Genomic DNA, 13,543 nt, shown 5'->3' with positions numbered 1-13,543 from the left:
AGGATTTTTTTATTGGAGGAATTTAAATGGCAGATTTAGCACCTAAATATAATCCTAATGAAGTTGAAAAAGGAAGATATCAGGAATGGCTTGATGAGGATCTTTTTAAGCCATCTGGCGATAAAAAAGCTCATCCTTATTCAATCGTTATCCCACCACCAAATGTAACTGGTAAGTTGCACTTGGGTCATGCATGGGACACAGCAATTCAAGATACATTAATTCGTTTTAAGCGTATGCAGGGCTATGATACCTTATACCTTCCTGGTATGGATCATGCTGGTATTGCAACTCAAGCTAAAGTTGAAGCTAAACTTCGCACACAAGGAAAAGATCGTCACGAAATGGGACGTGAAGCTTTTGTTAAGCAAGTTTGGGACTGGAAAGATGAATATGCATCAATTATCAAGAGCCAATGGGCAAAGATGGGTCTTTCACTAGATTATTCTCGTGAAAGATTTACCCTTGATAAGGGGCTTTCAAAAGCTGTTAGAAAAGTTTTCGTTCAACTTTATAATGAAGGACTCATTTACCGTGGTGAGTACATCATTAACTGGGATCCAAAATTGGAAACTGCTCTTAGTGATATCGAAGTTATTCACAAAGATGATAAGGGCGCATTTTACCACATTAAGTATCCATTTGCAGATGGTTCTGGATTTGTTGAAATTGCAACTACTCGTCCTGAAACTATGTTTGGTGATACTGCAGTAGCTGTTGCACCAGGTGATGAACGCTACAAAGATATTGTTGGTAAGGAATTAGTATTGCCACTTGTTGGACGCCACATCCCAATTATTGAAGACCAACACGTTGATCCAGAATTTGGTACGGGGCTTGTTAAGATCACTCCAGCGCATGATCCTAACGACTTCCAAGTTGGTAATCGTCATAACTTAGAAAGAATCAATGTTATGAACGATAATGGAACGATGAACGAAGAAGCTGGCAAGTATGCTGGTATGGATCGTTTTGAAGCACGGGATGCTTTAGTTAAGGATCTTGAAAAAGAAGGTTTCTTAATCAAGGTTGAACCAATTGTTCACTCTGTTGGTCACTCAGAGCGTTCAGGTGTTCAAGTAGAACCAAGACTTTCTAAACAATGGTTCGTTAAGATGAAGCCATTAGCTGAAAAAGTTTTGGAAAACCAAAAGACTGATGACAAGGTAAACTTTGTTCCGGAAAGATTTGAACATACTCTTGAACAATGGATGAGCGATGTTCATGACTGGGTAATTTCTCGTCAATTATGGTGGGGACACAGAATTCCAGCTTGGTACAACAAAAAGACTGGTGAAACTTATGTAGGTCTTGAAGCTCCTAAAGATAGTGAAAACTGGGAGCAAGATCCAGATGTACTTGATACTTGGTTCTCAAGTGCATTATGGCCATTTTCTACTTTAGGTTGGCCTGATGAAAACTCAGAAGACTTTAAGCGTTACTTCCCAACTAATACTTTGGTTACTGGTTACGACATTATCTTCTTCTGGGTATCAAGAATGATCTTCCAAAGTTTACACTTTACTGGCAAGCGTCCATTTGACGATGTTGTTTTACATGGATTAATTCGTGATCCACAAGGACGTAAGATGAGTAAGTCATTGGGTAACGGTGTTGACCCAATGGATGTTGTTGATGAATATGGTGCAGATGCTCTTCGTTGGTTCTTACTTAATGGTACGGCTCCTGGTCAAGATACTCGTTACGATCCAAAGAAAATGGGTGCAGCCTGGAACTTCATCAACAAGATTTGGAACGCAAGTCGTTTCGTAATTATGAACTTGCCAGAAGATGCTAAGCCTGCTCATATGCCAGATACTTCCAAATTTGACTTAGCAGATAGCTGGATTTTTGATCGTTTGAATCACACTGTTAGTGAAGTAACTAGATTATTTGATGAATATCAATTTGGTGAAGCTGGCCGTGAACTCTACAACTTTATCTGGAATGACTTCTGTGATTGGTACATTGAAATTTCTAAGGTTGCATTAAATGGTGATGATGAAGAATTAAAGGCTAGAAAACAAGAAAACTTAATCTGGATTCTTGATCAAATCTTACGTTTACTTCACCCAATTATGCCATTTGTAACTGAAAAGTTGTGGCTTTCAATGCCTCATAATGGTAAGAGTATTATGGTAGCTAAATATCCAGAGACTCATCAGGAATTTGAAAACAAAGAAGCTGACAGTCAAATGGCCTTCTTAATTGAAGTAATCAAGGCTGTTAGAAATATCCGTATGGAAGTTAATGCACCTATGTCATCCCCAATTGATATCATGATTCAAATTGATGATGATAAGAATAAAGCTGTCTTGGATAATAATGCTGAATATGTAGAAAACTTCCTTCATCCAAAAGCTTTATCTGTTGCATCTGATATTGAAGCACCGAAACTTGCTAAAACTGCCGTAATTCCAGGAGCTCAAATCTTTGTTCCATTGACTGAATTAGTTAATGTAGATGAAGAACTCGCTAAGATGGAAAAGGAAGAAAAACGTCTTGAAGCTGAAGTTGAAAGAGCCGAAAAGAAACTTTCAAATCAAGGATTTGTAGCTCATGCGCCTGAAGCAGTTATAAATAAAGAGAAAGAAAAGAAGGCTGACTACGAAAGTCAACTTGCTGGTGTTCGTGAAAGAATGAAAGAATTAAAGGAAAGTAAATAGAAGTGAAATTTACTAATGTTGACCAGGTAATTAAGAGAATATATTCTTTACCCAAGCTTCATCCTAAAAATGATCTGAGTTATATCCGAAGGATTTTAAAACAATTAAATAATCCTCAAGATAGTGTTAAGACAATTCATGTTACCGGAACAAATGGTAAAGGGTCGACATCCTATTATTTGAGTAATCTATTGCAAAAGGCCGGTCAAAAGACTGGCCTTTTTGTGTCTCCTTATATATATGAATTTAATGAACGAATGCAGTTAAATGGTAAAAATATAAGCAATAATGATCTCATTAGAACCGCTAATGAAATTGAGACGGCAATAGAGATACTAAAAAAAGATGATCCAAATTTTTCTCTAGTAACATTTGAATATGAAGTGGCTTTAGCCTTTCAATTTTTTGCTCAAGAACACTGTGACTATGCAGTTATTGAAGTAGGAATTGGAGGAGAACATGATAAGACAAATGTAATTGTTCCTGAAGTAAGTATTATTACAACGATTGGATTAGATCATGAAAAAATAATAGGACCAACTTTAAAAGATATTGCTCAAGAAAAAAGTGGCATAATAAAATTGAATAAACCTGTTGTCTTAGGAAATGTTCCCCAAGATGTATTAGAGATTTTACTTAATAAGGCACAAAGTAAAAACTCAAAATCATTTTTATTAGGAAGAGATTTTCAAATAAAAATGATGTCCGATGTAATTGAATATCAAGATTCAAAGAATATCTATAATTTTGCATTGCGGCCTTTGGTAGAAGCTTATGATATTGGGGTAGCAGTTCAAGCGATTCAATTGTTGCAGCTTGATTTAGATAGAAAAAAGATTGAAGAAGCAATTAATGAAACGCGCATTCCTGGTAGATATGATGTGATCCAAACTTGTCCTGAAATTATTATGGATGGAGCACATAATTTACAAGCAATGGAGAATCTCTTAGACTTAGTTCGAAAGAAGAAAAAAGGACAAATTTACGTGTTACTTGGAATGATGAAAGATAAAGACTTAGGCCTAATTACAAGATTGTTTAAGAATGAAAAGGTCACTTTAACACGAATTGATTATCCTAGGGCTGCTAGATTAGAAGATTTTCCAAAAGAGGCACAAGAAAAATTTAAATATGAAGAAAATTTTGAAGAAGCGTATACGAGCTTGAAGAATAAATTGCAAGTAGATGATATGCTATTAGTGACAGGATCTTTTTATTTAGTTGGTGCAGTTTTAAATTACTGCAAAAGAGGTAAAGATGAAAGTTGAAGATATTGCTGATCCTATTGAAGGCATAATTTTTGATATGGATGGATTATTAGTTAATTCCGAAAAGTTGTATTGGGATGCTAATATCGTCGCTGCTAAAGAAGTAAACTTAGATATTCCTGATGATAGTTATCTAAAACTAGTTGGTTCTTCAGTTAAGGAAATGGAAGCTTTTTATCATAAACATTTCAAGACGGAAGCGGATCGAGATAAATTTATTAAAAGAACTGATGACTTAGTCTGGAAATGGACTGATGAAGGTAAACTTAAACTTCAACCAGGAGTACGAGAAGCATTAGCGGTATTTAAAGAAAAAAATATCAAATTATCAATTGCATCGAGTAATTATGAAAATGTAATTGCTCATAATTTGGATGTTTTAAAAATAAAAGATTACTTTGACTTTTATTTAAGTTATAAAGATGTTGAATCTGGAAATATTCAAGCTAAGCCAGCACCAGATATTTATCTGTTGGCTGCTAAAAAGATGCAATTACCTAAAGAGAATTTACTAGTATTTGAAGATTCAAGCACAGGTGTTGCAGCGGCCAGTGCTGCGGGTTTAAAATGCGTAATGGTTCCAGATTTAAAGCAACCAACAAATTTAGATAAAGATAAGGCGACATTAATTTGCAAAGATTTTTATGCTTTTCTTGAAAAAATTAAATAGTTTTTTCGTAATAAATATCAAAGGAGTAATTGATATTTATGAAAAAAGAAGAACTATTGCAGACTGATGTTGATTTAATAAAGAAATTAGCTGAATCGTTAGAGAAAAAAGATATTATTACGTTTGATAGTTTATTTAGAAAGCTAGATAATGTAGGAATCCATAGCTTTAAGGAGCTGTGGCAATTTGCTGCTAGTCCAAGTTGCAATGATGAGGTAGCAATTTTACTTCAATTATTATTGGAGCGCGTAAAGAGTGTCAATAATAAGAAAATTGAGAGTTTTTACTCAAGCTCACAAGTAGGATGCTATATTGCAGATAAATTATGTGGCCGTCCGCAAGAAGAGCTTTATGGGATTTATCTGGATTCGAAAAATAAGATAATTGCTGAAAAATTAATTTTTCAGGGAACGGTAAATAGAGCAGTTGCTCATCCGCGAGATATTTTTCGTTGGGCTGTTATTTATAATAGTACTGCCTTTTTTGTGGCGCATAATCATCCTAGCGGGGATGAACAGCCATCGCAGCATGATTTGCGTTTTACCAAGAAGCTGGCAGAGGCAAGTAAATGTATGGGAATTGATTTCTTAGATCATTTTATTGTGACTGATAATACCTATTTGAGCTTTCGAGAGACTGAACTTCTTTAAGTCTTCCTTAAGTATTAGGCAAATTTCCTTAAAGCAAATTTTTACATCAGTGTTTCTATGCTATAATATCTAAGACTAAATAAAGATACGATTTAGGCTAAAATAATTAAAGAGATAAATTTAAGGAGAGATTTTGCGTGTTTGGATTAGGATCTAAAAATATTGGGATTGATTTGGGAACTGCCAACACACTCGTTTATATTGAAGGTAAGGGTATTGTTTTACGTGAACCTTCTGTTGTTGCTAAGAATACTCAAACGGGTGAAGTTATTGCAGTTGGTTCCGAAGCCAAAGAAATGATTGGTAGAACCCCTGGATCAATTGTAGCTATTCGACCAATGAAAGATGGAGTTATTGCAGATTACGATACAACTGCTGCTATGCTTAAGTATTTCATGGAAAAAACAGTTGGTAATTCAAAGCCAGCTGCAATGATTTGTGTACCATCAGGTGTAACTGAAGTCGAAAAGAGAGCTGTTATTGATGCAGCTAGAGTTGCTGGAGCACGTGAAGCATACGTCATTGAAGAACCATTTGCTGCAGCAATTGGTGCCGGTCTTCCTGTTATGGATCCAACAGGTTCAATGGTTGTTGATATTGGTGGGGGAACTACTGATGTAGCAACTATCTCATTAGGTGGTATTGTTTCATCTCGTTCTACTAGAATGGCAGGCGATAAGTTTAATAGTTCAATTGCAACTTATATTCATCAAAATTACAACTTGTTAATTGGTGAAAGAACTGCTGAAACTATTAAGATTCAAATTGCTTCTGCCTCAGTTGAAAAGGCAAAAGAAATTGAATCAATGAATATTCGTGGACGTGATTTAGTCACAGGATTACCAAAGTCAATTGATATTAATGCAGAAGATGTTGCAAAAGCTATTCAAGAAGTAGTTCAAAATATAATTGTAGCAATTAAAGAAACTTTGGAAGAAACATCTCCAGAAATTGCTGCTGATGTTATTGACCATGGTATCGTATTAACCGGTGGGGGAGCTCTTTTGAAGAACTTACCGGAAGTTATTTCAGATGCTACTAAAGTTCCAGTCTTTATTGCTCAAGATCCACTTGATTGTGTTGCAATTGGTACCGGTGAATCTCTCAAAAATATTGAAGTTATGCGTAAGAGACGTTAATTTAGAGGCCGGCGTAAAAGCCGGTCTTTTTCTATTAACTTTTAAATTAGGAAGATAGTAGTAGATGAAAAAATTTCTCAAAAACAAGAAGTTATTGACAATTTTTGTCTTAGTTATTTTAGTTTTAAGTATGTTATCTATTTCTGTTCGCTTACGTAATAGAAGACAATCACCTTTTTTAGTTCAAAAAATTGGTAATGATACGGTTTCCATAATAACCCGCGTAGTTAATTGGCCAATTAACTTAATTTCTAATGGAGCGGCTAATGTAGAAGATCTGTTTAATACTCAAGCTGAAAACGATCATTTGAAAAAGCAAGTCGATAATCTTGCCCAAACAAAGGCTCGAAATAGTTCACTTGAAGCTGAGAACACTCAGTTAAAGCAAGCCTTAAAATTAAAGAAAACTTTGACCGACTATACAGTTATTAATGGTTCGGTAATTTCTCGTGCTGCAGATACTTGGTCAGATTTATTAATTATTGATCAAGGTTCAAGAGCTGGTGTTAAAAAGAATATGCCTGTTATGGCAGGTAAAGGTGTAATTGGTCGGGTTGTTGAGGTAAACAGTACTACGTCGAAGGTTGAATTGATTACTACAACTGATAAATCAACAAATAAATTTGCTGTAGAAGCTGATGCAGCTAATGGAAAAAAGGTTCATGGAGTAATTTCTGTTGTTGGAAATAATCAAATAGCATTTACTCAAGTAGTTGATGGTCAAAAGTTGAAGAAAGGAACCCGAGTTTATACTAGTGGAATGGGTGGTCTATCTCCAAAAGGTCTCTTAATAGGAACAGTTAAGAAGACAACACGTGATACATTTGGTTTATCGGATGTTGTAGAAATTCAACCCGCGGGTAACCTTAACGATCCATCCATTGTATCTGTAATTAAAAGGAAGGTTGAAGAGTAATGGCAGAATTACGTCGATGGTATGTTGCCATTGCTTTGTTCATGGCATTAATTCTGGATGGAGTATTAGCCTATAATTTACAGACTTTTATCTTTCATCGAGGTTTTTCTGGAAGTTGTTGGTTAACAATTATTGGAATTACCTTGATTTCTCTATGTGATGATAAAAATGATGCTGATATTTGGCTCTGTTTAGGATTAGGTCTTATTGCGGATTTATACTATTTAGGAATTATTGGAATTTATACTGTAGCTTTTCCTTTAATCTGTTTTATTATTCAGCAAAGTGCTCGCTTTCTTCCAGAAGTATTTTGGTTTAGATTATTGATCTGTTTAGTTACTTATTTATGCGTAAGTGCTTATGTATTTTTGATGTTTAATATGGTAGGCATAATCCAATTATCTTTTGCTAGTTTTTCACGTAGTATTTTGCCTAATTTATTATGGTGCTTTGTTCTTGTTTTATGTACTTATTGGTTTTGGGTAAAACTAGCCGAAGAGTATCCATTTTTGAAAAAAGAATATTATTTTTAACAAAAAAAGAGTCGCTATTAAGCGACTCTTTTTAATATGCAAAAGATTTTAAAATTGAAAGACACCAGTTCCAATTAAGGCAGTAGCTACTACCCCGAGAAGGGTGATAACTGCCATAAACCAGGCCATAAAAATAGTTAACTTTTGAAATCCGGATTTTTTCTTACGTTTTCTCATATGTCCCTCCTAAATTAATAATTCTAGTGTACCATGTTTTAATTGTAATTTTATATTTAATTGAAATAGTTTAAAATAAACTTATTGGAGGGTTTTCATGAATTTTTTGCTTATCTTTTTAATTCCTTTATGTGGAGTTGTCGTTGCTGCTTTTTTAGTAAAATTGTTTCCTAAGGCTCAATTTAGTGGTTATGACATTTTGCCTTTTTTCTTTATTGTTGCTTGTCAGTTGTTAACTCAGGAAACAAAGCAGCCATCTTTTTTACCATATGGATTTTTACTTTACTTTATTTTAGTTGTAATTGTTTCAATTTATACGGCAATTAAAAACAAAAATATTTCAGTGGGTAAGACCTTTGGGATGTTATGGCACTACTTAGCTGCCTCATCTATTGTTTGGTACGTTGGTCTCTTAATTTTACTTTTACTATAAAATTCTTTCCCCACTTTTTTAATAAACCTTAAACTGTCCTCAATCATGATGATGAGGGCAGTTTTTGTTAGATGAAATTATAATTATCATAAAATAACGTAATATCTAAATAAAAAGTGTAAAACTTGTGGTAGAAAGTGGGGAAGTGTGGTAAATTATTCATTGGAAAGGGGGCTAGACCATGTTCATGGGCGAGTATCATCATAATCTCGACAGCAAGGGCCGGCTAATTATACCAGCCAAATTTAGAGTTGAGATTGGTGATAAGATGATATTTACTCGTGGAATGGAAGGCTGTATTTTTGGCTATCCAATTGAAGAATGGCAAAAAATTGAGGCTAAGTTAGCCAAACTTCCACTGACTAAGAGAAGTGCACGTAAGTTTACGCGGCTTTTCTACTCAGGTGCGATGGAGAGTGAGTTTGACAAGCAAGGACGTGTTAATCTGACCATGACACTGAAAGAGCATGCCGCACTCATTAAGGAATGTGTAATTGTTGGTGTTTCCAATAGAATTGAAATTTGGTCAGCAGAACGCTGGAATGATTTCTCAGAGGAAGCCAACGAAAACTATGACGATATCGCAGAAGACTTGGATGACATCGAGTTATAAAATTATGAAATTCAAGCATAAAAGCGTGCTTTTGCACGAAACAATAGACAATTTAAATCCAAAAGATGGTGGTCTTTATGTAGACGCAACTTTTGGTGGTGGTGGTCACGCCCGATATCTACTCAGCAAGTTAAATAAGGGTACTGTGATTGGATTTGATCAAGATGAGTATGCAATTTCTATGGCAAAAGAAAGTTTTGCCAAGGAGTTACAAGTAGGAGCAGAACCTCGATTAATGTTGGTTCATGATAACTTCTGTCATTTGAAAGAAAATCTGGTAGAGCTGGGAATTTCAGATGGAATAGATGGTATTTATTACGATCTCGGAGTTTCGTCTCCACAGTTTGATCAACCTGAACGGGGGTTTTCTTATCGTTTCGATGCTCGATTAGATATGAGGATGGACCAAAGCCAAGAGTTAGATGCTTATACAGTAGTAAACACTTGGTCACAAAAAGAATTAAGTGACGTTTTGTATAAGTATGGAGATGAAAAGTTTTCTCGTCAGATTGCTAGAAAAATAGTTGATCGAAGAAAAGAGAAGCCGATTGTAACTACCTTTGATTTAGTAGATGTGATTAAGGATGCCATTCCAGCGTATGCACGACGAAGTGGAGGACATCCGGCAAAGAAGAGCTTTCAAGCTATTCGAGTTGCAGTTAATAATGAATTGGGTGTATTACAAGAATCTCTTGAAGAAGCAATTAAGCTATTGAAACCAGGTGGTCGAATTAGTGTAATTACTTTTCAGTCTCATGAAGATAAAATCGTCAAAAAGATATTTAAAAAGTATTCTGAAGTCGAAATACCACGGGGAATGCCTATGGTACCGGCTGACAGTAAACCAACATTGCGATTGATTAGTCGCAAACCTATCATGGCAAGTAGCGATGAATTAGAGGAAAATAATCGCTCACACAGTGCCAAGTTAAGGGTTGCAGAGAAATTATAATTTTTAGTTAAAAGTTAAGGAGAAAAAGATGGCTGATAGCTCAGCAAGAAATTTAAATTATCAACAAAGTCAACAGCAGACTGAGCAGCCAAAGAAAGCAATTATTCTTAATCCTAAAAGCGTTCCTTGGACAGCATTTGAAAAAAGTTTAGTCGTTCTAGGTTCACTCATTACTTTAGGTTTAATGATTTTATTGGTTTCAGCTAGCATTTCCGCTACTAGTGCTCAACATAAATTAGCAAACGTTGAGCAAACAATAATTTCTCAAAAAAGTCATAACACTGATCTTCGTCAGAAGATTGGTGAATTAACGTCAACTACTAGAATTAATAAAATTGCCCGCGATCAAGGCTTGCACTTGGTTGAGAGTAACATTAGGAATGTCCGTTAATGAAAAAGTTTAATAACTTAAATAGAAATAGATCCAAAGCCCACGGCTACCGCTTTACGGTGGGGAGAATCCTCCAGCTAGTCTTGGCTTTGGTTTTTCTTGTATTTATAGGTAGATTTTTATATATAGGGATTTCAAATCAGGTTGCTGGCGAAAACTTAAATAAGCGTGTAAATCAGATTTATAGGCGAAATGAAGTTTTAAAGGCAACTCGAGGAACAATTTATGATAAAAATGGGTTAACTCTTGCTGAAGATGCGCATGTGTTTACTGTCTATGCCATCTTAGATAAGAGTTCAATCGATTATCATAATAAGCCAATGTATGTTACAAATAAACGCAAAACAGCACAAAAGTTGGCTGAAGTACTTCCTTTAAGTGAGGAAAAGATATATTCATATTTGACTCCGAAGCATAAAGCTTTCCAGGTTGAATTTGGTTCGGCTGGAACAGGCTTAACTTTATCTCAAAAGGAAAAAATCGAAGAGATGAAGTTGCCAGGAATTAAATTTATCGAAACTCCATCTAGACTTTATCCAAATGGAAATTTTGCTTCTCACATTATTGGTTTGGCACAACCCCAAAAGAACCAAGGAAACAGTACTTTAGTTGGTACGATGGGAATTGAAGCATACTTTGATAAGCAATTGGCAGGTAAAGATGGTTATCGCGAAGCTTTTGTTGATGCAGAAAATTATCAATTACCTAATAGCCAAAAGAATGCACGTGCTACAAAAGATGGAGACAATGTTTACTTGACACTTGATTCACGGCTTCAAACTTACTTAGAGGTTTTAATGTCACAAGTTCAAGATAAATATAAGCCGAAAGCTTTAACAGCAGTTGTAGAAGATATTAAAACTGGTAAAATTTTGGCAGCTTCTCAGCGTCCTACTTTTAATCCGCAAACTAAAAAGGGATTAGATACGTCATGGCGAAATATTTTAGTGCAGGATTCCTATGAACCAGGATCTGTTTTCAAAGTTTTAACTTATTCAAGTGCAATTGAAAGTGGCCATTACAATCCTAATGAGCAATATAAGTCTGGATCAGTGACCGTTCAAGGCTCAACGATTCATGACTGGAATAATAGTGGTTGGGGAAGTATTCCATTTAGTCAAGCCTTTCCTCGTTCAAGTAATGTTGGTTTTGTAAAGCTTGAACAAAAGATGGGTGCAAAAACTTGGAAAGAATACTTGAATAAATATCGAATTGGTAAAAAGACGGGAGTAACGCTTCCGGGAGAAACCGCAGGTATTTTAAACTTTTCTACTCCATTGAATCAGGCTGTTACTGCATTTGGACAGGGGGTTAACGTTAATGCAATGCAAATGATGCAAGCATATAGCGCCTTAGCCAATAATGGCCAGATGGTAAAACCTCAATTTGTCGAAAAAATAGTTTCACCATCTGGTAAAGTAGTAGAAAAGTTTCATCGTACAAAAGTAGGCACACCTATTTATTCTGCTAAAACAGCTAAAACTGTGCTAAAAGGAATGCAAGACGTTGTAAACGCATCTTACGGTACTGGTGGCGCTTATAAAATGCCAGGGAAGAGCATCGCTGTAAAAACAGGTACGGCACAAATAGCTGGGCCTCACGGTGGATACTTGACCGGGGATAATAATTACATTTTCTCAGTAGTTGGGGTAACACCTGCTAATAATCCGCGTTATTGTGTTTATTTAACCATGAAGCAACCACAAAAAATGTCCAAACCAGCTGAAACAATTCTTTCTTCTATTTTTAAACCAATTATGAATCGCTTGATTTCACTTTCTGATTCTTCAGCAAAGGTTAACGAAAAAGTAACCGTTCCAGCTTTAACTGGTAAAAGCGTTGAAAAAGCAAAAGAAGATGCTAATAATGCAGGAGTTTCAGTGGAAGTGATTGGAACTGGAAAGAATGTTAGTCGGCAGTCAGTAGGAGCCGGTGTAAAAGAAGATACTAATACAAAGATTTTCTTATTTACCGGAGGACAAGTTACATGTCCAAATATGGTCGGCTGGAGTGAAGATGAAGTTAATAGCTTTATGACGACAACTGATATTCCAATTACGATTAATGGAAAAGGACAAGTTACTAAACAGTCTATTCCGGCTGGTAAAGTAATTGATAAGAATAGTAAGCTATCAGTAAACTTAAAATAGTAAAAGTTAAAGGAGTAATACAAAATGCAGTTTTCTTTGATACCGTTCATTAGCAGCTTTGCTCTTACGGTTATCTTCTTACCGTTGTTTATTGGTTTCATGCGAATGAAACATGAAGGACAAGTTATTAGAGATGAAGGCCCTAAGTGGCATGAGAAAAAATCGGGTACACCAACTATGGGTGGCGTAGTCTTTATGCTTGCCGGTGTTATTTCTACCTTATGGGTGTTAATTTGGCAAAAAGATTTAAATAAGACTGCATGGATTTTAATTATTGCTTTCTTAGGATACGGAATTATTGGCTTTTTAGATGATGGAATTAAACTATATTTTAAACGCAACTTAGGCTTGAAAGCATGGCAAAAACTATTAGGACAAATTATTATTGCAGCTTTAATTATTGCACTAGCATTTAGTGATCATTTTGCGTTTGAATTATATATTCCTTTTGCAGGAATGGTAAAAAATTCTTTCTTATTTAGTTTGTTTGTTCTTTTCTGGTTGGTCGGTTTTTCTAACGCAGTTAACCTATCTGATGGCTTAGATGGATTAGCAACTGGGTTATCAATTATTGCTTATGCTACTTATGCTTGGATAGCTTACCAAGAAAAAAATTGGGTTATTGTTGTATTTACTCTCAGTGTAATTGGTGGTTTAGTAGGTTTCTTCATTTTCAACCATAAGCCAGCTAAAATTTTCATGGGAGATGCAGGTTCATTAGCTTTAGGTGGAGGCTTAGCTACTGTGTCGATTTTCCTTCATCGTCCATGGTCATTGCTGTTAATTGGAATTGTTTTTGTATTAGAAACTTTAAGTGTGATCTTACAAGTTATTTCCTTCCAAACTACTGGAAAGCGAATTTTCAAGATGACACCAATCCATCACCATTTCGAAATGCTTGGCTGGTCTGAATGGAAGGTTGACATTGTATTTTGGATTGTTGGTTTAATTGGAAGTATTATTTATTTAATTATCTGGGGTTAAT

Annotated in this window: 14 protein-coding genes; 13 read left to right on the top strand and 1 reads right to left on the bottom strand. The window is 35.3% G+C overall.

Annotated features, from left to right (window positions below; genetic code table 11):
* The first annotated feature begins 26 nt into the window (after positions 1–26).
* The 7 genes from Q9R40_RS03510 (at position 27) to mreD (ending at position 7,842) form a co-directional block, all read left to right on the top strand.
* A complete protein-coding gene (locus Q9R40_RS03510; RefSeq protein ID WP_304676385.1) occupies positions 27–2,666 on the top strand; it encodes a valine--tRNA ligase in 2,640 nt (879 codons plus the stop codon).
* 2 nt (positions 2,667–2,668) lie between these two features.
* Positions 2,669–3,934 (top strand): folylpolyglutamate synthase/dihydrofolate synthase family protein, encoded by a 1,266-nt coding sequence (locus Q9R40_RS03505; RefSeq protein WP_304676384.1) that lies wholly within the window; start codon positions 2,669–2,671, stop codon positions 3,932–3,934.
* Positions 3,924–4,604, top strand: a complete 681-nt coding sequence (locus tag Q9R40_RS03500) for an HAD family phosphatase (RefSeq protein WP_304676383.1) — start codon at positions 3,924–3,926, stop codon at positions 4,602–4,604. The genes Q9R40_RS03505 and Q9R40_RS03500 overlap by 11 nt, the downstream gene beginning before the upstream one ends.
* A 38-nt stretch (positions 4,605–4,642) precedes the next feature.
* Positions 4,643–5,254 carry a RadC family protein gene (locus Q9R40_RS03495; RefSeq protein ID WP_300592082.1) on the top strand — a complete coding sequence of 204 codons (612 nt, stop codon included), beginning with the start codon at positions 4,643–4,645 and terminating at the stop codon, positions 5,252–5,254.
* Between the two features lie 137 nt (positions 5,255–5,391).
* Positions 5,392–6,393 carry a rod shape-determining protein gene (locus Q9R40_RS03490; RefSeq protein ID WP_004897587.1) on the top strand — a complete coding sequence of 334 codons (1,002 nt, stop codon included), beginning with the start codon at positions 5,392–5,394 and terminating at the stop codon, positions 6,391–6,393.
* Positions 6,394–6,457: 64 nt separating this feature from the next.
* On the top strand, positions 6,458–7,309 hold the full coding sequence (gene mreC, locus Q9R40_RS03485; RefSeq protein ID WP_300592084.1) for a rod shape-determining protein MreC: 852 nt from the start codon (positions 6,458–6,460) through the stop codon (positions 7,307–7,309).
* Positions 7,309–7,842, top strand: a complete 534-nt coding sequence (gene mreD / locus Q9R40_RS03480) for a rod shape-determining protein MreD (protein ID WP_300592086.1) — start codon at positions 7,309–7,311, stop codon at positions 7,840–7,842. The genes mreC and mreD overlap by 1 nt, the downstream gene beginning before the upstream one ends.
* A 48-nt stretch (positions 7,843–7,890) precedes the next feature.
* Here mreD and Q9R40_RS03475 read toward each other — a convergent pair whose 3' ends face one another.
* On the bottom strand, positions 7,891–8,019 hold the full coding sequence (locus tag Q9R40_RS03475) for a DUF4044 domain-containing protein (protein ID WP_297939630.1): 129 nt from the start codon (positions 8,017–8,019) through the stop codon (positions 7,891–7,893).
* Between the two features lie 97 nt (positions 8,020–8,116).
* Between Q9R40_RS03475 and Q9R40_RS03470 the strand changes: the two genes are divergently transcribed.
* The 6 genes from Q9R40_RS03470 (at position 8,117) to mraY (ending at position 13,542) form a co-directional block, all read left to right on the top strand.
* Complete coding sequence (locus Q9R40_RS03470; RefSeq protein WP_297939627.1) at positions 8,117–8,452, top strand: DUF3397 domain-containing protein; 336 nt, start codon at positions 8,117–8,119, stop codon at positions 8,450–8,452.
* Between the two features lie 181 nt (positions 8,453–8,633).
* Entirely contained in the window at positions 8,634–9,065 is a 432-nt protein-coding gene (gene mraZ / locus Q9R40_RS03465; protein WP_011161838.1) for a division/cell wall cluster transcriptional repressor MraZ, read from the top strand.
* A gap of 4 nt (positions 9,066–9,069) precedes the next feature.
* Positions 9,070–10,017 (top strand): 16S rRNA (cytosine(1402)-N(4))-methyltransferase RsmH, encoded by a 948-nt coding sequence (rsmH, locus tag Q9R40_RS03460; RefSeq protein ID WP_304676391.1) that lies wholly within the window; start codon positions 9,070–9,072, stop codon positions 10,015–10,017.
* 28 nt (positions 10,018–10,045) lie between these two features.
* The gene (gene ftsL / locus Q9R40_RS03455) at positions 10,046–10,408 is read left to right on the top strand and encodes a cell division protein FtsL (RefSeq protein WP_061400787.1); all 363 of its coding nucleotides are present in this window, start codon (positions 10,046–10,048) and stop codon (positions 10,406–10,408) included.
* Entirely contained in the window at positions 10,408–12,558 is a 2,151-nt protein-coding gene (locus Q9R40_RS03450) for a penicillin-binding protein (protein WP_304676382.1), read from the top strand. The genes ftsL and Q9R40_RS03450 overlap by 1 nt, the downstream gene beginning before the upstream one ends.
* A 24-nt stretch (positions 12,559–12,582) precedes the next feature.
* Positions 12,583–13,542, top strand: a complete 960-nt coding sequence (gene mraY, locus Q9R40_RS03445; protein WP_163588755.1) for a phospho-N-acetylmuramoyl-pentapeptide-transferase — start codon at positions 12,583–12,585, stop codon at positions 13,540–13,542.
* The last annotated feature ends 1 nt before the right edge of the window (position 13,543 follow it).

Source organism: uncultured Lactobacillus sp. (assembly GCF_948948975.1).
Taxonomy (GTDB): Bacteria; Bacillota; Bacilli; order Lactobacillales; family Lactobacillaceae; genus Lactobacillus.
This window is presented reverse-complemented; position numbering and strand designations above follow the sequence as displayed.